The sequence below is a fragment of the Anabaena sp. CCY 9910 genome (assembly GCF_963920875.1).
Classification (GTDB): domain Bacteria; phylum Cyanobacteriota; class Cyanobacteriia; order Cyanobacteriales; family Nostocaceae; genus Trichormus; species Trichormus variabilis.
On sequence record NZ_CAWUDJ010000005.1, the window covers coordinates 84,619 to 105,544 of the forward strand.

Annotated in this window: 19 protein-coding genes and 1 CRISPR repeat array; of the genes, 5 read left to right on the top strand and 14 right to left on the bottom strand. The window is 41.3% G+C overall.

Annotation, left to right across the window (positions count from 1 at the left end; genetic code table 11):
- Positions 1 to 1,923, top strand: a complete 1,923-nt coding sequence (locus ACM5QX_RS06335) for an Hsp70 family protein (RefSeq protein WP_414752850.1) — start codon at positions 1 to 3, stop codon at positions 1,921 to 1,923.
- A gap of 282 nt (positions 1,924 to 2,205) precedes the next feature.
- Positions 2,206 to 3,249, top strand: a complete 1,044-nt coding sequence (locus ACM5QX_RS06340) for an acetamidase/formamidase family protein (protein ID WP_414752851.1) — start codon at positions 2,206 to 2,208, stop codon at positions 3,247 to 3,249.
- Here ACM5QX_RS06340 and ACM5QX_RS06345 read toward each other — a convergent pair.
- Positions 3,176 to 5,206, bottom strand: a complete 2,031-nt coding sequence (locus ACM5QX_RS06345) for a pentapeptide repeat-containing protein (RefSeq protein ID WP_414752852.1) — start codon at positions 5,204 to 5,206, stop codon at positions 3,176 to 3,178. The two genes, ACM5QX_RS06340 and ACM5QX_RS06345, sit on opposite strands and share 74 nt — an antisense overlap.
- Before the next feature lie 301 nt (positions 5,207 to 5,507).
- Here ACM5QX_RS06345 and ACM5QX_RS06350 point away from each other — a divergent pair, with 301 nt between their 5' ends.
- Entirely contained in the window at positions 5,508 to 5,879 is a 372-nt protein-coding gene (locus ACM5QX_RS06350) for a TSUP family transporter (RefSeq protein WP_414752853.1), read from the top strand.
- Between the two features lie 89 nt (positions 5,880 to 5,968).
- On the opposite strand, the gene ACM5QX_RS06355 is transcribed toward ACM5QX_RS06350, so the two are convergent.
- Positions 5,969 to 7,210 (bottom strand): HhoA/HhoB/HtrA family serine endopeptidase, encoded by a 1,242-nt coding sequence (locus ACM5QX_RS06355; protein WP_414752854.1) that lies wholly within the window; start codon positions 7,208 to 7,210, stop codon positions 5,969 to 5,971.
- Positions 7,211 to 7,474: 264 nt separating this feature from the next.
- Positions 7,475 to 8,738: a CRISPR direct-repeat array (repeat unit 37 nt; unit sequence GTTTCAATCCCTAATAGGGATTTTAGTTAATTGCAAT).
- A 21-nt stretch (positions 8,739 to 8,759) separates the two neighbouring features.
- Here ACM5QX_RS06355 and ACM5QX_RS06360 point away from each other — a divergent pair.
- Complete coding sequence (locus ACM5QX_RS06360; protein ID WP_414752855.1) at positions 8,760 to 8,966, top strand: hypothetical protein; 207 nt, start codon at positions 8,760 to 8,762, stop codon at positions 8,964 to 8,966.
- A 33-nt stretch (positions 8,967 to 8,999) separates the two neighbouring features.
- Here ACM5QX_RS06360 and hypB read toward each other — a convergent pair whose 3' ends face one another.
- The 12 genes from hypB to ACM5QX_RS06420 form a co-directional block, all read right to left on the bottom strand.
- A complete protein-coding gene (hypB, locus tag ACM5QX_RS06365) occupies positions 9,000 to 9,845 on the bottom strand; it encodes a hydrogenase nickel incorporation protein HypB (protein ID WP_414752856.1) in 846 nt (281 codons plus the stop codon).
- Positions 9,836 to 10,177 carry a hydrogenase maturation nickel metallochaperone HypA gene (hypA, locus tag ACM5QX_RS06370; protein WP_414752857.1) on the bottom strand — a complete coding sequence of 114 codons (342 nt, stop codon included), beginning with the start codon at positions 10,175 to 10,177 and terminating at the stop codon, positions 9,836 to 9,838. Before hypA ends, hypB begins: the two co-directional genes overlap by 10 nt.
- An 18-nt stretch (positions 10,178 to 10,195) precedes the next feature.
- Positions 10,196 to 11,299, bottom strand: coding sequence for a hydrogenase expression/formation protein HypE (gene hypE, locus ACM5QX_RS06375; RefSeq protein WP_414752858.1), 1,104 nt, complete (start codon positions 11,297 to 11,299; stop codon positions 10,196 to 10,198).
- Between the two features lie 285 nt (positions 11,300 to 11,584).
- Positions 11,585 to 11,800 (bottom strand): tautomerase family protein, encoded by a 216-nt coding sequence (locus ACM5QX_RS06380; RefSeq protein ID WP_011321271.1) that lies wholly within the window; start codon positions 11,798 to 11,800, stop codon positions 11,585 to 11,587.
- Positions 11,801 to 11,853: 53 nt separating this feature from the next.
- Positions 11,854 to 13,005, bottom strand: coding sequence for a hydrogenase formation protein HypD (gene hypD, locus ACM5QX_RS06385; protein WP_414752951.1), 1,152 nt, complete (start codon positions 13,003 to 13,005; stop codon positions 11,854 to 11,856).
- Positions 13,006 to 13,194: 189 nt separating this feature from the next.
- Positions 13,195 to 13,455 (bottom strand): HypC/HybG/HupF family hydrogenase formation chaperone, encoded by a 261-nt coding sequence (locus ACM5QX_RS06390; protein WP_190569340.1) that lies wholly within the window; start codon positions 13,453 to 13,455, stop codon positions 13,195 to 13,197.
- An 87-nt stretch (positions 13,456 to 13,542) separates the two neighbouring features.
- Positions 13,543 to 15,903, bottom strand: a complete 2,361-nt coding sequence (gene hypF / locus ACM5QX_RS06395; RefSeq protein WP_414752859.1) for a carbamoyltransferase HypF — start codon at positions 15,901 to 15,903, stop codon at positions 13,543 to 13,545.
- Positions 15,904 to 15,932: 29 nt separating this feature from the next.
- Positions 15,933 to 17,120, bottom strand: a complete 1,188-nt coding sequence (locus ACM5QX_RS06400) for a hypothetical protein (protein ID WP_414752952.1) — start codon at positions 17,118 to 17,120, stop codon at positions 15,933 to 15,935.
- A gap of 102 nt (positions 17,121 to 17,222) precedes the next feature.
- Positions 17,223 to 17,699, bottom strand: coding sequence for a NifU family protein (locus tag ACM5QX_RS06405; protein ID WP_414752860.1), 477 nt, complete (start codon positions 17,697 to 17,699; stop codon positions 17,223 to 17,225).
- A gap of 56 nt (positions 17,700 to 17,755) precedes the next feature.
- Positions 17,756 to 18,733 carry a hypothetical protein gene (locus ACM5QX_RS06410; protein ID WP_414752861.1) on the bottom strand — a complete coding sequence of 326 codons (978 nt, stop codon included), beginning with the start codon at positions 18,731 to 18,733 and terminating at the stop codon, positions 17,756 to 17,758.
- Positions 18,734 to 18,945: 212 nt separating this feature from the next.
- On the bottom strand, positions 18,946 to 19,170 hold the full coding sequence (locus tag ACM5QX_RS06415) for a hypothetical protein (protein WP_414752862.1): 225 nt from the start codon (positions 19,168 to 19,170) through the stop codon (positions 18,946 to 18,948).
- Positions 19,171 to 19,178: 8 nt separating this feature from the next.
- Positions 19,179 to 19,445 (bottom strand): hypothetical protein, encoded by a 267-nt coding sequence (locus ACM5QX_RS06420; RefSeq protein WP_414752863.1) that lies wholly within the window; start codon positions 19,443 to 19,445, stop codon positions 19,179 to 19,181.
- Positions 19,446 to 19,914: 469 nt separating this feature from the next.
- On the opposite strand from ACM5QX_RS06420, the gene ACM5QX_RS06425 reads away from it, so the two are divergent.
- Entirely contained in the window at positions 19,915 to 20,877 is a 963-nt protein-coding gene (locus ACM5QX_RS06425; RefSeq protein ID WP_414752864.1) for a hydrogenase, read from the top strand.
- The last annotated feature ends 49 nt before the right edge of the window (positions 20,878 to 20,926 follow it).

Genomic DNA, 20,926 nt, shown 5'->3' on the forward strand with positions numbered 1-20,926 from the left:
ATGGAAATTTTAGAAATAGTCGGTTTTGATTTGGGACACGGTGAAACAGCAGTTGCTAAGGCAATTGTGGAGAGTATCGAACCGCCCCAAATGTTGGAGATTAATAACAAAAAAAACCAAATCACAGCACTGGGTTGGCATCCTCAATTAGGTTATCTAGTCGGTGAACAAGCCTTAATTCAAGCTGGTGTGACGCAACTAGCAATTACTTTCAAGGAAAAACCCAATAACGATGCCAAATATCGCAAAACCATTAGTACTTTTATTGCCACCTACTACCACCTACTAAAAGAAAGTAGGCAAATTGAAACTCAAGACAATACTTACTTTTACGTTGGTTGTCCTTCAGGATGGTCAGTGAAAGAACGTTCAGAATATCGACAACTACTACAACAAGCCGGCATTGCTCTGCTAAATGTTGTTCCCGAATCAAGGGCAGCTTTTATGCAGGCCAAGGAAGCCGGAAAACTAGAATATGAAAAACTTATTTCGTCAGTATTAATTGTTGATATTGGTTCTTCAACTACAGACTTTACCTTAGTTAAAAGCTTACAAGAAATACCTTTAGATTTTGGTAATAATGCTTTAGGAGCATCTTTAATTGATAAAGCTATTTTTAATAAAACCCTCGCCAAACACGAACAAAAGTCATTACTAGAAAAAGTATTTCAGGAATATCCCCATCATCAAGCGCGTTGTGAATTAGCCTGTCGCAAAGCTAAGGAAGATTACTTTTCTAACGAACAGCTTTATAGCGATTCTCAATCCTTTGCACGTGGCTTTGAATCTATCAACGAACAGATTTATTTTATCCCCCAAGTCAACAAATTAATGATGGCAGAAATATTGAACCAACCTTTACCCGAACTAGGGGAAAAAAGTTGGTTGCAATCATTTCACTCAGCATTAAAGGAAGCAAAACAAAAGTTAGACCAGCAAGGTATCACACCGAAACTAGTGTTAATGACTGGTGGTGCATCTCGAATGAAATTTACCCATCAACTTTGTCAGGAATTTTTCCCTGAACCACAAACCCTGCTGCGTCCAGACCCAGAGCCAGAAAGATGTATTGCCTTGGGTTTAGCGCGGGTGGGACGCTGGGACTTACGAGCTAATGCTTTTAAACAAGAAGTCAATAAACTGTTGGAATCCAACCAACTCAAAGAATTGATTGGTAAACATATTCCAGAGTTAATAGAATCCTTGACCAAGCCATTAGCCGAGGGGTTAATTGAGAACGCAGTTAGACCAGGAGTAAAAGATTGGCAAAAAAACCAAATCCGTACTTTAGCTGATTTGGAAACCTCGATGAAGCAGCGAGCAGAAAAGTGGCTGCAAAGTGATATAGCTCAAAAGATAGTTAACAACCAATGTATCAGTTGGTTTAATCAGAAAATTCAACCAGATTTAGCCGCAGAAACTGACCCGATATGTCGCAAGTTCCATATACCCAGAAGCAGTTTGAGATTTGAAGATAGTATTGAGCCTGCTTTAGTTAACCCAGAGTTGCGTATTGGAGACGCTATCTTAGGCGAAACCGTAGCATTCATCGTTAATGTCTTAATTGGTGGTGGTACTCTCGCCAGTATCATCACTCTCATACTGACTGGACATTTGACCTGGCCTATTGCATTAGTTTACGGGGCTTCGGTAATAGCAGCAGGTATGGAGCTAAATCGAGAGACGGTGAAAGAGGCAATTAAAACAAATGTCAATGTTCCTAGTTGGATTCGTTCTAGTTTTTTGAATGACCGGAAAATTGAAGATATGTGCAAACAAGTTAAGCCTGAGTTAGACAAGGTTATTCAAGAACAATTGACAGCCAATCAAGATGCTTTTAACGAACTAATTAGTAAAGTTGAGCAAGGACTACAAAAAGCTCTTTCTAATAAGGTGCAAGAGGCAATAATTTTGATTCAATAATGTATCTAAATTGTCAATTTGCTTGTATAACTGTTTTAGAGATTAAGGTTTAATTTATAAATCATCTTTTAACAGCCACAAATACTTGTGAAATATGAGTCTTTTTTGTTTATGATTGGATAAAAAATCATAAGCTCGCTATTCTAATACCGTTTCTTAATGAAGATACACTTTATTCCATACTGTAGAAACGTTGCACGCAACGTCTCTACATCATTTATTTGACGCAACTTCATATAGAGTTGGTATAAGCAATAATACTGAATAAATAGCATAGCGGCGATGACTCACCACATCTTTAAAGCCACCACATCAACAGTACATTTAGGCGGTTTCTCCAATTTATTAGAACCAGCAATAAAAGTTGAGTCTGGCGACACCATTGATGTAGAAACTTACACAGGTTATTACATTTACGATAAAGCACCACCAGAGTTTCTCACACCGGAATTTTTGGATATCTGCCAAAATTTGTCACCGGAACGCAAAATTGCCGCCGGGCCGCATCTACTGACCGGGCCAATTTATATCAAGGATGCTGAACCAGGGGATGTTTTAGAAGTACAATTAGAGGCGATCGCACCTAGTTTACCTGTTGGGTTTAATGCAATTCGTTCAGGTTGGGGAGCCTTACCCAATCAGTTTACTCAACCAGCTTTAAGATTTATTCCCTTAGATTTAGCTAATAACACTGCTGAATTCCCTCTCAATAGCGGGATTAAAATTCCCCTCAAGCCTTTTTTTGGTATCCTTGGTGTCGCTACCCCAGAAGATTCTCGCTCATCCGTTCCCCCTGGCTATTATGGCGGTAACATAGACAACCGTGAACTCCAAGCAGGCTCTCGCATATTTTTGCCGATATTTGTCCCTGGCGGCTTATTTTCCCTTGGTGACGGACATTCAGCCCAGGGGGATGGCGAAGTTAATGTGACGGCGATTGAAACTTCCATGAATGGCCGTATCCAGTTAACACTACGCAAAGATTTGCACTTCACTACACCCATTGCAGAAACGCCCACTGATATCATCACAATGGGGTTTGCACCAACTTTAGATGCAGCATTAGAACAAGCCCTGAAAAATATGATTGATTTTCTGGAACGTTTCGTCAATTTATCTCCAGAAGATGCTTATGTTTTGTGTAGTTTAGCGGTGAATTTTCGTATCACTCAAGTTGTGAACAGTCCCAATAAAGGTGTGCATGGTTTACTACCGAAAAAATTGTTTGAGGAAGCCGTGAGCGTAAAGCATTTTATTCCGCCTCTTGCCACCCATCTATTGAAGCCAAGAGAATATTTACTAGAGGATGGTCTATCATCTCTTTAAAAGCTTCTATTCCTCCAGCCTTCAATGCGCCAACTACTCGCGCTTTTAAAGTGGGATTGCTTTCAATTTCATCTACAACCTTAGCCACAACTGTCATCTTTTCCGATGTGGTTGTTGTGGGGTTTGTTTGACTCAGTTGATTGAGTAGCTGTTGAATTTCTGCGGCTGCTGCTGCCAAATTCTGCCTTTGCTGTGGACTGTTATTATTAATGTTTCCAGTGGCGATTTGCTGCCCGGTTACAGTATCAGCATTTACCAGACCACCACCGAATTGGTTGTTATGGAAAACTTGTTTTGCGCTTTCGGACATGACGGTATCTCCCTGGTTTTGATAGGTTTGGGCATAAAAGCTAGGACGCTGTAAAGCTGTCATCACCATAGTTTGTAAATCAGAAATTCTGCTATCTTTTTCGGCTATGAGCGCTTGTAATTCTTGCTGTGCTAGAGTGTGCAGTTGATTATATGTAGTGAAATATTCGGCACTGAGTTCAGATTTATCAGCGTGAGTTGCGGTTTTGGCTCGCAACAGAATTTTGTCTTGTCCGCGTTTCTCCATTGCGACTATTTCTAGTTCAGCCTCAGGATGATTCTCAGCTAGTTCCTTAAAAGAAATGGCGATCGCACGAGGATCAACACCCTGATTATGGTATAAATCAAGTGTGTCAAAAATTGGTTGAATAAAATCACCAAACTCTCCATCTGCAAAGACTTCTTGGCGGTTATCAGGTTTACGATGGGGGTCTGGATTATCTTGAGTAGGCAATCGCATATAAACATATTCACACCGCACGCCATCAAATTTGGTATCGGTAGTAATCCCCCAGTCTTCAATGTAGGCTCCGGTGAGTATTGCACCGGTGAAATCTGTACCATCCAGTTGGGTTTGTACCAACTTTGCTCTAGATAAATCTGCGTCTTGTAGGTTGGCTTGGCTCAAGTCTGCACCGATAAAACTGGCATCTGCTAAATTTGCACCTTGTAAGTTAACTCCGCGCAAATCTTGACGCTCAAGCTGCTGCTCTCGTCCTTGCCCAGTGATTAATAGTTGGTGTATTTTCGTGTTTTGCAGGTAAGTGAAACCAGGAAGTATACGGTCAAGTTGATTAACTTTGTGGAAACTAGTACGTGTCAGGTTTGCTTTTCTAAAATCTGTACTTAAAAGTACAGATCCCGTAAAATTAGCATCAGTCAAATTAGCATTGCGAAAGTTCGTTCCTCCTATGGTTGCTAGAAAAATCACAATAGTACGCATCCACTTATCTATTTCATGATTTTTTAAGATCCGGTGACCAATATAAGTGGAAAATCCGATAAATACCGATGCAAATACCAACGCTAGAAATCGCGCCTCAACTACCGCACCTCTTCCCATCGTTGAATAAATAAAAGCGCCGAGGATTGTAGACACCAAAACACCAAGTACGCTGAAAGTCCCAAACAAATCCCAGGCTTCCGCAATAGCTATAGCTCCGAGTATGACACCAGTGAGCATACCAATCATGGAAAAGGCAAAATACCCCGCACCACTGCCAGTTCCAGACCCGGATGTTAATACACCGCCTATAAACGCCAAAATTACTAAAAGCCCTAAAACATAAAAAGCATCTGTCAAACTTTTGCTAATACCAACCGTAAAAAAGATAGCAAATCCGGTAATCAAGAATACACCAGTTGCTCTATTTAACCAATTCGGATTCACCAGTAAAAACCCCAGATAACCGCCTGCAAATGCACAAATCACCCCTGATATTAGTGCTAGCGATAAACATATAACGGCTAAACAAGTTCTCCAATTGTTTTGCAGTCCCGTTTTGGTACAGCTAAAATTTGCCCCTCGCAGATTGGCTCCACTAAAATCTACGCCTTGAATATCTGCGTAACTAAAATTGACTCCTACAAGATTTTGACCTTTAAAAGAGCGACCTCTAAGATTTTGGTGGGAAAAATCTTGGGGCATAGCAATAACAATAGATGTTAGAGTTGATACAGAATACATCTAGAGTACGCGCTTTTAGCCGATTTGGCACGATATTTATGTTGTTGACTGTTGACAGACTTGAAAGCCTCTTATTGTCAGGGTTTTATCTTAGATTCATGTCCGAATTTTGTAGATAAAAGGAATTGTTAGCGATCGCACATCTAAGATCCCGACTACCCTAAGACGAACCTGCGTATTTTTTGTCAACAGTGAAAACAGCCTCTAAACCAATCTTGTCACCTAAAATTATTTGTAATTCACAGAGAAATCACACGTTTGTATGTCTAATTTACTTGTACAACTGTTGCTAATTGGACTGGCTGCTGGTGTTGCTGGAGGAATGTTTGGCATTGGTGGCGGTGCAATTATGGTACCAGCAATGGTTCTATTAATGGGACTTGATCAAAAATTTGCCACTGGTACGTCTATTGCAGCCCAAATCTTACCCATTGGACTTTTAGGCGCAGCAGTTTACCATCGTAGTGGCAATATTAATTTTAAGTACGCTGTAGTTATTGCAATTGGCTTGTTAGTTGGCAACTTATTTGGCGCGATGTTTGCCAATCAGCCATTTATTACCAGCGAAACCATGAAAAAACTATACGGCATCTTTTTGCTAGCCATTGGTTTCCGATATTTATTAGTCCGTTAGTTGAAGGATTAGGGGTGTGAGGGTGTAAGGGTGTAAGGGTGTAGGAGTTTAACAGCTTTGAACCCCTAAACCCCTAAACACCTATCCCCCTATTCCACCTGTTGAGTCGGGAAAGCGCCTGCTTGTACGGCTAAGTTTACATTTCGACCATTGCGCCATAATTCTAGCTGCAATTGTCCACCGACTTGAGCGTTTTCCACGGCTCTTTGTACATTGCTAGCATCCGTAACAGCTTGGCCGTTCAGCTTTTGAATAACATCGCCAGCGCGTAACCCTGCTCTTGCGGCTGGCGAATTTGGCATGACTCTGACCACTAAAACACCCTTGTCTGTATCAACACTCAAACCACTATTGGGGTCAGAGTTAATGTTTTGTCTGACTTGGGGTGTTAATCCTACCATTTGAATACCCAGGTAAGGATGCTGTACTTTACCTGTGGCTATAAGTTGATTAGAAATACGTTGTGCTGTTTTGATAGGGATGGCAAAACCTAGACCCTGCGCGCCTTGAATAATGGCGGTATTCATCCCAATAACTTCACCACGATAGTTCAGCAAGGGGCCACCAGAGTTACCTGGATTAATTGCTGCGTCAGTTTGAATATATTCTACACGCTTATCTGGTGCGCCAATTTGATTGCTGGTACGTCCAGTTGCACTAATTATACCTGTGGTGACGGTGTTATCTAAACCTAAAGGATTACCAATAGCGATCGCCCATTGTCCAGGTTGTAATTGGTCAGAATTACCCACTGCTAAGGTCGGCAAGTTATTTGCCTGAATTTTGACAACAGCTACATCTGTTAAATTATCTGTACCTAATACTTTACCTTGAAAACTGCGCCCATCTTTGAGGATGACTCGCACCGTATCTGCACCATCAACAACGTGAGCATTGGTAAGAATACTACCATCAGCACTAATAAGAAATCCGGAACCAGTACCCCGTTGTACTCTCTCTTGTTGTTGAGGTAGTTGGGAACCGAAGAAGCGACGGAAAAATGGGTCGTTAAATTCGGCTGGTAATCGAGATGTGACAGTCCGAGACGCTTCAATACGCACCACAGCCGGCCCTACTTTCTGCACCACTTGAGTCACAAAGTTGGGGTCTGTGTTATTTCCTAATGGCGGTGCTGCATCTACTCGGCTCACCGCCAAGTCAGATGCTTTTTGTGCCAATTGTTGCTGGTTTCCTGCTAAATATCCACCAGCTAAAGTCATACCAGATCCCAGCAGTACTAGTGATAGAGATGCAGCCGCTTTTTTCCAAGGTGCGTGATTCTGGTTTTTAGGATTTAACGGTTGAGATTCATCGTGTACTTGGTTTTGCATGGCCTTGAGCGAGGAAACTATGTTTATTATTACTTTAGATAGCATTTATGACAGTTTTGTTGCTTTGTTATTGCTTTTTGATGAAGAGTTGCAATATTTCTCGGTTTGGTGACGCTCAACTTACATAAGGAAGGCTAGGGGTTGGGGAGTCGTGTTGTATTAATTGGAACTCAATGTGTTGAGTGTAACGAGCCTATTTTGGCGTTGCATAAATCCGGGATGATTTCTGTCACGCAGAGGCGCAGAGAGGATTAAGAGTTTTAAATTTCAATCCCTAATAGGGATTTTAGTTAATTGCAATGATTACTTATTCCACAACGACCCACAACCAGCAAGTTTCAATCCCTAATAGGGATTTTAGTTAATTGCAATTGTAACCGCTTTTTTTACATCTGAAATAGGAATGCCAGTTTCAATCCCTAATAGGGATTTTAGTTAATTGCAATGGATGAATGTTGTGTACGAGAGTTTTCCTTGGGGTGTTTCAATCCCTAATAGGGATTTTAGTTAATTGCAATTTAATGATTTCAATCCAGATTCAGAGAGTATTTTGTTTCAATCCCTAATAGGGATTTTAGTTAATTGCAATTTTGGACATGTCTTCAATACAAAGTCTCCTCTTCTGTTTCAATCCCTAATAGGGATTTTAGTTAATTGCAATTTCTTTTTTAGCTTCATCAGTTAGTTGTTTTTGAGTTTCAATCCCTAATAGGGATTTTAGTTAATTGCAATAGAAACTATAGAGAGAATGTACAAGCTCCCATATAGTTTCAATCCCTAATAGGGATTTTAGTTAATTGCAATCCAGCACTCTTCTGTAATCCAGTGGAAGTAGCCTGTTTCAATCCCTAATAGGGATTTTAGTTAATTGCAATTGTAGTGTCTTTAGTTGGTGGGGAGGATGGACCCAGTTTCAATCCCTAATAGGGATTTTAGTTAATTGCAATCTTAGATTCTGCCATACGAGCGAGGGCTACTGGCAGTTTCAATCCCTAATAGGGATTTTAGTTAATTGCAATCTGTATTCTAATCAATTTAGTCTGCCTTAGAGTAGTTGTTTCAATCCCTAATAGGGATTTTAGTTAATTGCAATAATTTTCCCTTCTGCCCTCTGCCCAGCCTGACGGCGTTTCAATCCCTAATAGGGATTTTAGTTAATTGCAATATGGTAGCCACACCAGAGAAGATAAAGCCAGTAAAGTTTCAATCCCTAATAGGGATTTTAGTTAATTGCAATGGGGAAATAAGGGGAATCGATGGTGATCATTAGGCGTTTCAATCCCTAATAGGGATTTTAGTTAATTGCAATCAAAGTAAGCAAAATGTAATAATGGCTCCCAGAAAAAGTTTCAATCCCTAATAGGGATTTTAGTTAATTGCAATGTGGGATGTCAAAAAAGAGCGGTGTTTGGGAACAAAGTTTCAATCCCTAATAGGGATTTTAGTTAATTGCAATCATGTCTCACCACAAAAAAGCACACAATATGGTTAGTTTCAATCCCTAATAGGGATTTTAGTTAATTGCAATGGCTCAGGCGTGGAGAGCTTGATGTATTTGGTTTTCAAGGTGCGGTTGCGTGAACTTGTGACTAAGGTAGCTGTTGAGCGATCGCTTTGTCAAGAGGTAGTACCTAAAAAATATGTGGAAATCAGTGACCGTAAGAGATTTGGTGATTGCGTCAACCTCATAGCGAGTCAAAACCACTTCAAACCCATAGGGGATAAGCTTTTCCAGCAGAAAATCTCATCAGTTTGAAAAAACATCTATGGGTTGACGCAAAGTTACTGCTTACATCACCACTGGTTGTAGAGAATTGGCTACTTTCTGCGTTAGCCATTGATACCAAATATCTAATCCTACACCTGTAGTTGCAGAAACTTGGAAAACCTGCATATTGGGATTTACTTGCTGTACATATTCTAGACAACGCTGCACATCAAACTGCACATAAGGTAACAAATCAGTTTTGGTGAGAATCATAATCTCACTAGCACGGAACATATGGGGATATTTAATTGGTTTATCTTCGCCTTCCGTCACCGAGAGAATGACAACTTTTGCCTGTTCGCCTAAATCAAACAATGCTGGACAAACTAAATTACCGACATTTTCAATCATTAAAACTGAGTTAATGGGTGGGTTTAATTGTTGTAAACCTCGTTCAATCATAGAAGCATCTAAATGACAGCCTGTACCAGTATTAATTTGAACAACTTTACATCCTGTTTCCTTGATTTTTTGGGCATCATTAATTGTTTCTTGGTCGCCCTCAATGACGGTTATAGGTAATTTATGTTTTAAATCATTAATGGTGCGAGTTAAAAGAGTTGTTTTTCCTGCACCAGGGGAACTCATTAGATTGAGGGCGAGAATATTTCGACCTTTAAACCATCCCCGATTTTGGGCGGCTAATAGGTTATTTTTTCCTAAAATCTCTTGTTCTAAAGATATAGTTGTGCCGTGAATTTTTGCATGAATTTGCGATGGTTCATTGTCATGATGATGGGAGTGAGTAATCACAGTCCCATCTGGCAAATTATGGGTATGGTGATGGTGATTATGTTCCATCTCACCTGTTTGTAAATTAGTGATTGTGCCTTCAGCATCATCAGAACAACCGCAGGTTACACACATACTTCCTCAATTTCTATCTCTTTAATTTTCAGTTCTTCGCCGGTAATTAAATCTAAATGCACACTACCACAATTACATATTCCAAATGGTTTCTCTAAAGCAATTTCTGCACCACATTGGCGACATTTAGCTAAACCAGGAATCTCCAAAATCTCTAATACTGCACCTTCCAAGACTGTACCTTGGCTACAAATATCAAAACAGAATTTTATCGCATCTGGCATAATAGCTGAAAGTTTGCCAATTTCTAGCAAAACTCGGCGCACTTTTGCACCATGAGCATATTCATTAACAATGGCTACGATATTTTGCGTAATTCCTAGTTCGTGCATGAAACGCTCTACTTGTTATCAACAAATCCGTGGTAGTTGATCGCCTACTAGCATATCAATAATCCGTTCCGTACCAAAAGTAGTTTTTAGAAACACTACTCCTGGAGGAGAAGCAATAACCTCACCAATAATACACGCATCTTTACCCGCCGGGTGAGACTTCATTGCAGATAAAACTGTGTGCGCTTGTTCACCCCTAACCACTACTACTAATTTGCCTTCATTAGCTAAATATAAAGGGTCTAAACCCAAAATTTCACAAATTCCTTTGACTTCTTCACGCACGGGTATGGATGCTTCATTAATGCGTATTCCCACATTAGAAGTTAGGGCAAATTCATTTAGGACTGTCGCTAAACCTCCTCGTGTAGCATCCCGCATGGCGTGAACTTGGGGACAAACATGGAGAATAGTTGCTACTAAATCATGCAACGGTTGACAGTCACTTTCTATATTTGTTTCTAAAGCTAATTCCCCACGAGCGATTAAAATTGCTGCCCCATGATTGCCTAACTCACCATTAACAATTATGGCATCCCCTGGTTGAATGTTGTGTGCAGAAATATTAATGCCACTGGGAATAATACCAATACCAGCAGTGTTGATAAAGAGTTTATCCGCACAACCACGATGAACAACTTTAGTGTCACCTGTGACAATTTGCACTCCAGCTTTTTGGGCGGCTATTTTCATGCTGGTAGCGACACGGCGGAGGGTTTCTGTTGGTAATCCCTCTTCTAAAATTACGCTACAGGTAAGATATAAGGGTTTAGCACCACTCATGGCTAAGTCATTAACTGTGCCGTTTATGGCTAATTCTCCTATATCACTACCAGGAAAAAATAAGGGGTCTACAACATAGGAATCTGTGGTAAAAGCTAGCCTATCTCCCTGTTGTAAAAGACTAGATAAATCCAAGCTGGCTTGGTCTTCTAATTGTGAGAGGAGAGGATTATCAAAATTACTAACAAAGATATCATCAATTAGGTCGCGCATGGCTTTACCCCCGCTACCATGTGCCAAATTAATGTGAGTATCTTTTACTTTAGCTGGGCGACGGCGGACTTGTTCGATTTTTTGAAACAGGGGATTTGATACTGAGTTAGTGTTTGAAAAGTCCATTTTTTATCATTCGTAGTTTGTAATTAAGAGAGTATTTATTAAGATTTCTGTGTCAGTTGTCAGTTGTCAGTTGTTGAAAGGATATGGTCTAATACTCCAACCCCTTGTGGCGTGGTTTTTACATATAGGACTAGTATTTGATTTTTGAAACATACGTAGGGTGGGCATTGCCCACCCTACAGATACTTAGATATTTTCAATAATCAAATCGGATTCCCATATCTTTGCCACTGACTACTGACCACTGACCACTGACAAAACTCTATCCCCTTGTGGGTGGAGTTTTTATCTACCTGTTTCATCGTGTCTTCCACGATGCCTATCACAATGCAAGATACCATTCACAGCCCAATTTTCGCGTTCAAATTCATCAATGTGAACGGTTATCCATTCCGGTTTAGTATCTAAAGCAGTTACTAAAGCATTAGTAATGGCTTCTACTAAATGCCGTTTTTTTTCGATGGAGTGTCCTCTAGCAATTTTAACGGTGACAAATGGCATACTAATGTCCTCGCAGTGTTGTTGTGTGGAGTGTGTCGCTGCTTTTTTGGAGGTTATGACGAGATAGTCACTTTTGGCTTTTCGGCTGCTTGTTTTTGTAACGTTGTCGAAAATCTGCCATATTTATAGTATGCGGCACAAGCTCCTTCTGAGGACACCATGCAGGTACCTATTGGTGATTCTGGTGTGCAGGCTGTACCAAATACCTTACACTGCCAAGGTTTGAGGACTCCTTGAAGAATTTCGCCACACTGACAGGCTTTATGGTCGGCAACTTTTAGGTTAGGAATAGTAAACTTTAATTCAGCATCAAATTGGGCATATTCTGGGCGAATTTTTAACCCAGAATCCGGGATTTCGTCTAAGCCACGCCATGCAAATGTTTCCCGAACTGCAAACACTTTGTGCATGGCTTCTAGTGCTATTTGATTTCCGTCTTTTTGGACTAATCTATTATATTGATTTTCTACTGCACAGCGATTTTCTCTTAGTTGCTGTAACAACATCCAAATTGATTGGAGAATATCTAATGGTTCAAAGCCGGAAACAACAATTGGTTTATGATATTTCTGGGCAATAAATTCATAAGGTTCAGTACCAATTACCATACTCACATGACCAGGGCCAATAAAGCCATCTAGCTGCAAATCAGGGTTATTTAATAAAGCTTGCAGGGCGGGAATGACGAGGACGTGATTAGAAAACATACTAAAGTTAGTAATATTTTCTGAAGCAGCTTGGAGGATGGTAAAAGCGGTGCTGGGGGCTGTGGTTTCAAAGCCTAAAGCGAAGAATACAACTTCTTTATCAGGGTGATTTCTCGCAATTTGCAGGCTATCTAGGGGAGAGTAAACCATGCGGATATCTGCGCCCGTGGCTTTGGCTTGCAGGAGGCTGGTTTTGGAACCGGGGACGCGCATGGTGTCGCCAAAGGTTGCTAAAATGACGTTAGGATTTTGAGCAATAGCGATCGCATCATCTAATCTCCCTTTAGGCATAACACAGACTGGACAGCCAGGCCCGTGAATCAGTTCTATGTTGGCTGGTAAGATTTCTTCAATACCATATTTAAAAATAGAGTGAGTATGCCCGCCGCATACTTCCATAATCTTGATATGTTTATCTAATTGCTGGCTAAGTTTTTCTATCTCACGGCGTAAGGCTTCAGCTTTGTCTGGTTCCCGAAATTCATCGACGTATTTCATATATGGGGACTGGGGATAGGGGACTGGGAGATGAATCAATTCAAAATTCAAAATTCAAAATTTAAAATTTAAAATTTAAAGACAGCTACAATGGGTTGGTTTTTAAATCTTTGCGCCTACCCTGCGGATTCCGCGTTAGCGGTATGCGTGATACAAAAACCATCCCACTAAATCAACAACGCCAAAAAATTAATTACTAACTTCTGCCTGAAATGTGGCGATTTCTTGTAATAACTTTAAAGTTTCGGCTGCTTCTTGTTCGTTGATTCTATTCATAGCAAAGCCTACATGAACTAATACCCAATCTCCTAAACAAGCTTCGGGTGGATGTTGTTCGTCTACTATACAGGCGATATTGACTTGGCGTTTTACTCCACCAACATCGACGATGGCTAGTTTGTGGTTGATGTCGGTGATTTCAGTGATTTGTCCGGGGATTCCTAAACACATTTTTTTGGTTCTTTGGTGGAGAGTGAAGCAAGATTTTTTCACGCAGAGGCGCAGAGAGTTTTTATGAGTATTTAAGGATGTTTAATATTAATATTTTTTCATTAATCTGGCGGCTGTGATGATTGCTTGACCTAGTGATAACCCGCCGTCGTTTGTAGGAACTAAGCTATGAGTAAGTATGTTGATTCCTAAGTTTTGTAGCTGCTGAGTTACTAGTTGCAATAAGATACTGTTTTGAAACACTCCTCCTGTTAGGGCGACTTGCTTAAATAAGTTTTGTTGACGAAGATGTTTGACTGTTTCCACAATGACATTAGCCAAACTTAAATGAAATTTGGCAGCAATAACTTGTTGAGGAGTTTGCTGCTGTAAGTCATCAAGCAATAATTGCCACATGGAACATGAGTCTATACAATAAATATTATCGGAAAAGGTAAACTGAAAGGGATAAACTGCTGTTTCTTTAGGATTATTTAAGGTGTGGATATCAGCTATAGCTTCTAGGGCGATCGCTGCTTGTCCTTCGTAGCTACATTTTTCTGGACAAATGCCAATAGCCCCAGCTACAGCATCAAAGAGTCGTCCTACAGAAGAAGCTAAAGGAGTATTAATACTTTGTTCTATAAGTTGATTGATGAGATTTATCGGCTGTTTTTGCAAAAATTTAATAATTTCTAATTCATAGTAATTTAATTGACAATCATCCCAAAGATTGGCACTTAATAAATGAGCATAGGTATTACGCCAAGGCTGATAAATTGCTTGCTCACCACCAATCATTGCCACTGGTTTAAATGTAGCCAGACGTTGAAATTGAGTATAATCAGCTAAAAGAAACTCTCCCCCCCAAAGTTTACCATCTGCACCGTAACCTAGTCCGTCACAAGCAATACCTAAGACTGGTGACGAATCTAAAGGAATAAGATTTTCTGCCATACAAGCAGCAATGTGGGCGTGATGATGTTGAATAAATTGCAGTTGAATCTGGTTGGCTGCCGCTAATTCTTTACCAAGTTTTGTTGAGAGATATTCAGGGTGTGAATCAAAGGCGATCGCCTCTGGTTTGTGCTGCAATAAATTTAAGTATAAATTCAATGTATCTTGATAACAATTAAACGCCAAAGCATTTTCTAAATCTCCTAAATGTTGAGATGGAATTGCTTCATTATCTCTCAGTAAACAAAAGGTATTTTTTAACTCACTACCCATCGCTAAAATCGGCGGTACATGATCAAATCCTGGTGGTAATTTTATTGGTGCTGGCGCATAACCCCTAGCACGACGCATGATTTGGATTTTATGATCAGTTACCCGCACAACTGAATCATCAACTCGATTCACAATCTCCCGATTATGTAAAAGAAAATAATCAGCTATGTGACTTAATTTTGCTTTCGCTTCATCATTATCAATACATTGCGGTTCATCAGCAATATTGCCACTTGTCAAAACAATTGGGCGATTCATCCGCTTGAGAATCAAATGATGCAACGGCGTATAAGGTAGCATGAAACCAAGACTATTTTGTCCCGGTGCGACAGTGGAAGCAATAGGGAAAGAAATTGTTTCTTGTGTCTTTTTTCCTAACAAAACAATCGGTGCAGCAGGACTAACTAATAACTCCCGTTCCTCATCATTAACAATGCAATATTTTTCAATAACAGTAATATCCCGTGCCATCAAAGCAAAAGGCTTATCATATCTTCGCTTACGCTGACGCAATTTCTCCACAGCCGCTTCTTGGGTTGCATCACAAGCTAAATGAAAACCACCAATTCCCTTAATAGCGACAATTTCACCCTTCTGTAACAAAGTACAAACAGCATCCACATCATCCAACATAGAAAACATAGAAGCCGTCACAGGTTTACCATCAGCCCGTTCTAGCCAAGCTTTAGGGCCGCAGGTGTGACAGGCTACAGGTTGGGCGTGGAAGCGGCGATTTTCAATATCATGATATTCTTTTTCACATTCAGAACACATGACAAACGCAGACATACTGGTATTACATCTGTCATAGGGAATGGCGCGAATAATACTCAACCGAGGGCCGCAATGAGTACAGTTAGTAAAGGGATAACGGTAAAAACGGCTAAAGGGGTCAAAAATTTCTCGCTGACATTCAACACAAGTAGCCGCATCAGGAGTAATTTCCGTTCTCACCACGCCACTAACACTATGAGAAATGACAAAATCATGGAAGTTCAACTCACCTTGATATGGTGTCCTGATGAGTTCATTAATTTTCGCCAGTGGTGGACATTCTTCCTGCAATCTAACAACAAAGTCCGTCACAGCCCCTTCGTCACCACATACCCGAATTAACACCCCTTCCCCATCATTACAAACATCCCCCCGCAACCCACAAGCCTTAGCCAGACGGTACACCGTAGGACGAAAACCCACCCCCTGGACAGTTCCTCGCACTCGAATTTCCTCAGTCGCCATAAAACTCTCCTCCCCCCTCTGCGCCTACCTCAGCGTCCCTCGGCGTTAAAAAAGCGCCACAACAAAACCCGATTATTCCCAGAATCAGAAATCACCGCCGTACTACCGCAAACCTTCACCCCATAACACCAATTCAAACTATCCCTTGTAGGCAACCCAAAATGCCGATTTTCACTTTTACTTTGAAAAGAATTTTGGCCGATGATGCCATCAGCGATCGCCCCCTGCAATAATAATATTGACTCTGGCTTTCTCCATCCTAGCAACCGAGAATTAGCCGTATCCGCCACCAGCAACCAATCCGCAGTCGCCGCCACCCCATAGGGCATACTCAAACTACCAGCACTAGGAAAATAAACCCCTTGGTTCATCTCCACCAAATCAAAACTTTTCTGCCCCAACACCACCGCACAGGGGACATTATTTTCGGTAGGTATCCCCTGCCAAATCATCACCCGATTATTACCCGCATCGGTAACAACTAAATTATCATCCCAAAAAGCAATATCATGACACCAGCGCATACTCCCAGCCGTGGGGGAACGGCCACCATTCTCATTGCGAGATATCATATCTGGCTGTCCCAAAACTATATCAGCCGGTTGCCCATTTTCTGTTGGTAACTCCTGCCAAATCAACAACCGACGATTACCAGTGTCAGCCACAAATAATTTTCCCTGATGATATGCAACCCCATAAGGCCAGTGCATAGTATTCGCATCTGGTGATTGCTTACCCCGATTTGGTTCATTCTCAGAAAAATTCCCTTGTCCCAATACCAAATCCGCCGGCACATTGCTATCTTCCGGTATTTTGTGCCAAATCAAAACCCGGTGATTCCAAGCATCAGCAATTGCCAAACCTCCACCACAGACACAAATCCCCGTCGGTACACTCACAGTAGCCCTACCTGGCGTACCCTTAGCATTTTGTCCCTCATGATAAAAATCTGGCTGTCCAATCACCCAGTCAGCCGGTTGACTATCCGTTGTAGGTACGTGTCGCCAACCCAACAATCGATGATGTCCCGTATCTGACACCCATAACGCCCCTGTTTCCGCCACCAAACAAGCACCACGGGGGCCGAACATGGTGCTAGGAGTAGGCGCTAGGGGAACAGCTAGTAATTCTGGGTTAGGAATATCACCTAAAATCACCACCGCCCCTAGAGATGAAAGGGGGAGATTTGCTGGATTTTTTGCTAATTCTGGTTGCAAAGTCTTATAGTAATTTGTTGACAAAATCTAGGGGTTTAAATCCCCGTCACAATAAGGAAAAAGCGAATTGCTTCAATTTCTTTTTTGAATTTTGAATTGGTATTACTTCACCGCAATCACCGTCATAATTTCTGGACACAGTGCCTTAATCGCCTGTTCCACCCCTTGAGATAAGGTCAAAGTAGAAGCCGCACAGTTACTACAAGTCCCGATAAACCGCACCTCTACCGTATCTGGTGGTTTAATTGCGACTAACTCCACATCCCCATGATGGTCTTTCAACCCTGGACGTACCTCTGCCAACGCAGCTTGCACACGTTGTAAAAGCGGTGGTTGGGGCTGTTTCACCAACCCATGATAAAGTAGAACCCCATAAACCACCTCATCCTGCACCGCATTTTGTAAAGCTGGCAAACATTCCTGCTTGACACTTTTAATTAACCGCCTCAAAGCTTCCTGATGTAAATCCTCAATCGCCCTTTTCAAGCCAACTACCACCCCACGTTGAGTTTCATCCCACTGTGAGATAATCGCTTCATAGCGGCTAATTTCTGTCACTAAATCTTCTAAATTTGTCATTTGTTAGCAACATATCAACATATCATTGGCTGAAGAAGACGCGATTAATCGCGTCTCTACAAGTGGCTTACCCGGATTTCTGCCCCTACCTCATGTAACGCCTGGGCTACCGCTTCCGCCTGTTCCATTTGCTGACATTGACTAAATATCTCCCAAGCCTCTTGATAATAAGCACGGGCTTGTAAAAGATTTTGGGAATTACCTAACTCTGGCTTTTCGGGGTCATCAGGTAAATTGAATAAAGCATTAGCCTTATTGGCAATTGTGTTGGCATATTCCACAGGTGTACCTTGACAAGTACGCACCTTTAATGCTTCATTATAAGCGGCGATCGCCCGTAAATTATTTTCCACAGGATGGGAACTGGGTAAATATTGCAAAGCATTACCCAAGTTATTTTGCAACATCGCATATTCCCTGGGGTGGTCAATCAAGTTAATTTGCTTGAGTGCTGACTCAAAAGTCTGTACAGCCAAACCTGCATAGAGATTTTGCTGTTCTGCACCCCCCGACATGGAAAGATAGGCGATCGCAATATTATTCGCCAAAATCGCGTATTCTTGAGGATAATCCTGACTCGTAAATACCCCCATCGCCTCCTGATAAGCAGCGATACTATCGGTTATCCTCGCCAAATTAAAAGGCACTAAAGACTGCAACACCAACCCGAAATTCATCTGGGCTTCTGCAACTTCCACCGCCCCAGCCAACTGTCGCAGAACTGGTAACGCCTCCTCATAACCAGCTTTAGCTTGTAGCAGCAATTCCGCCCCCACATCAGGAATCGACTTCAACGCCCCAGCCATTCCCGCCTGAGAACGGGCTTTCCATAAAGAATAATCCTCACTGCACATTTTAATGGCTTGCTGATATAACTCAACAGCATTCCATAAATCCCCAGGCGTTTTAGGTTTTTTCTGCAAACCTTGTGCCAATTCAATCAACATCTGAATTTTCTCTTCAGTTGTCGCTGACTCCGATGCAATGGCTGCCAATGCGGCTTTTACTGTTGAATCTGTAATGCTGGGTGTCATTTAAAGTGAATTATGAGGTAGGAGAAACTAGTAGTTTTTCAGGAACCATCACCATTTTCTAGGTAAATATACAGCTTGTTTACAGACAAAAAGGGATGAAAAATCAATATTTTTCAGCCCCTAATCTCTAGGCAACAGTTTCTATTTTTCAGTTTGGTGATTAATCAATACTAATCTGACAATCAACCCTACTTTGACAAGTAAACAACAAATCACTTCATTTTGAAATCTTTGAGAAGAAATGGCATGATTATACCTGTAGTTAAACTAGAGATAGTTACTGGTAAACAAAAAGGAATTTCCGCCTGAGCGAGTAATACTAGCAATAACAAACCGATAGTACTACCTATCAGAGTTTGCCTCATAAAATATATGGGGTCTCGTAGTAGCTTACCTTTCAAAAACAACCTCGCCGACAACCATCCTAATTCCAACATATTACCTCCTAATAATTACTCAAGAAATTTAGTAAACCCAGACCCAAAATAATGGCAGGAATTACCCCCGCAGGTGCAAATAATGCCCCAATTGTTGCTGAAAAACCATAGCCAATATCTTTCCCAGCCAACACCATTCCGCCAATAGCACCGCCAATCATCGATATCAAGGTGGCTACAACCAACCAAAATAATCCCGTAATCAAAGTGACATCACTTGTTACCATATTGGTCAGAAATTCACGAAGATGAGAGTTACTAAAAAATTCATTCATTAGCTATTACGCTCCTCTCTGGATTGGCAGTATCGAAAAACCTTATTAACTTTTAAATATAAAACACCATATATATAAATTCTAGAGGGTGATCATCAATCAAAAAAATCTCATCTAACAACCCAGTATTTATGCCTAAAAATTGAGCTATAAAAATTGTAAATTCACCAATTAAAATCTGTCTAAAAAACTACTATTAAAACAAATATCATTTTGATTTAACTATTGCTAAAAAATAAATTTATTTAATGATATACAATCAGATGAAAAATACTGTATTCTGAAAAGTAAACCTTAATAAACAGGTGAACCTCTACAAGCGTCAACACCTGCGTCACGCCTGATAAAACTCCACTCACAAGAGGATAGAGTTTTGTCAATAGTCAGTGGCAAAACAACTAACAACTAACAACTGACAACTGACAACTGACACACCCAGTGCGATAAACAATATACGAACTAATAGCCAATGACTAACGTACTCTGGCTGCAAGGTGGTGCTTGTTCAGGCAACACCATGTCTTTTCTTAATGCCGAAGAACCGACAGTATGCGATTTAATTGCTGATTTTGGTATCAAGGTACTTTGGCATCCTTCCTTAGGACTGGAACTAGGCGACAACGTACAAACCTTATTGTGGGATTGCATCTTAGGCAAAATACCTCTAGACATTTTGGTCTTTGAAGGTACTGTAGTTAATGCCCCCAACGGTACAGGCGAATGGAATCGTTTTGCCGATCGCCCCATGAAAGATTGGCTAACCGACCTCGCCCAAGCTGCTAGTTTTGTCGTCGCCGTGGGAGACTGCGCCACTTGGGGAGGAATCCCCGCAATGGAACCAAACCCCAGCGAATCCCAAGGCTTGCAATTCCTCAAACGCAAGGAAGGCGGCTTTTTAGGTAAAGATTTCCGTGCCAAATCAGGGCTACCAGTAATCAATATCCCTGGTTGTCCATCTCACCCCGATTGGATTACGCAGATATTAGTGGCGATCGCTACCGGACGCATCGGAGACATCGCCCTCGATGAACTCAATCGCCCCCAAACCTTCTTTAACACCTTCACCCAAACCGGCTGCACCCGTAACGTCCACTTTGCCTACAAAGCCACCACTGCCGAATTTGGACAACGCAAAGGCTGCTTATTCTACGACTTAGGCTGTCGCGGCCCCATGACTCATTCTTCCTGCAACCGCATCCTCTGGAACCGCGTCTCCTCCAAAACCCGCGCCGGAATGCCCTGTTTAGGTTGCACAGAAGCAGAGTTCCCCTTCTTCGACCTCAAACCCGGAACCGTATTTAAAACCCAAACCATCATGGGAGTACCCAAAGAACTACCACCAGGGGTAAGCAATAAAAACTATGCTGTCCTCACAATGGTTGCTAAAGACACAGCCCCCAAATGGGCAGAAGAAGACTTTTTTACAGTTTAGTCAGTGGTCAGTAGTCAATGGTCAGTTGCTACTGACAACCGACAACTAA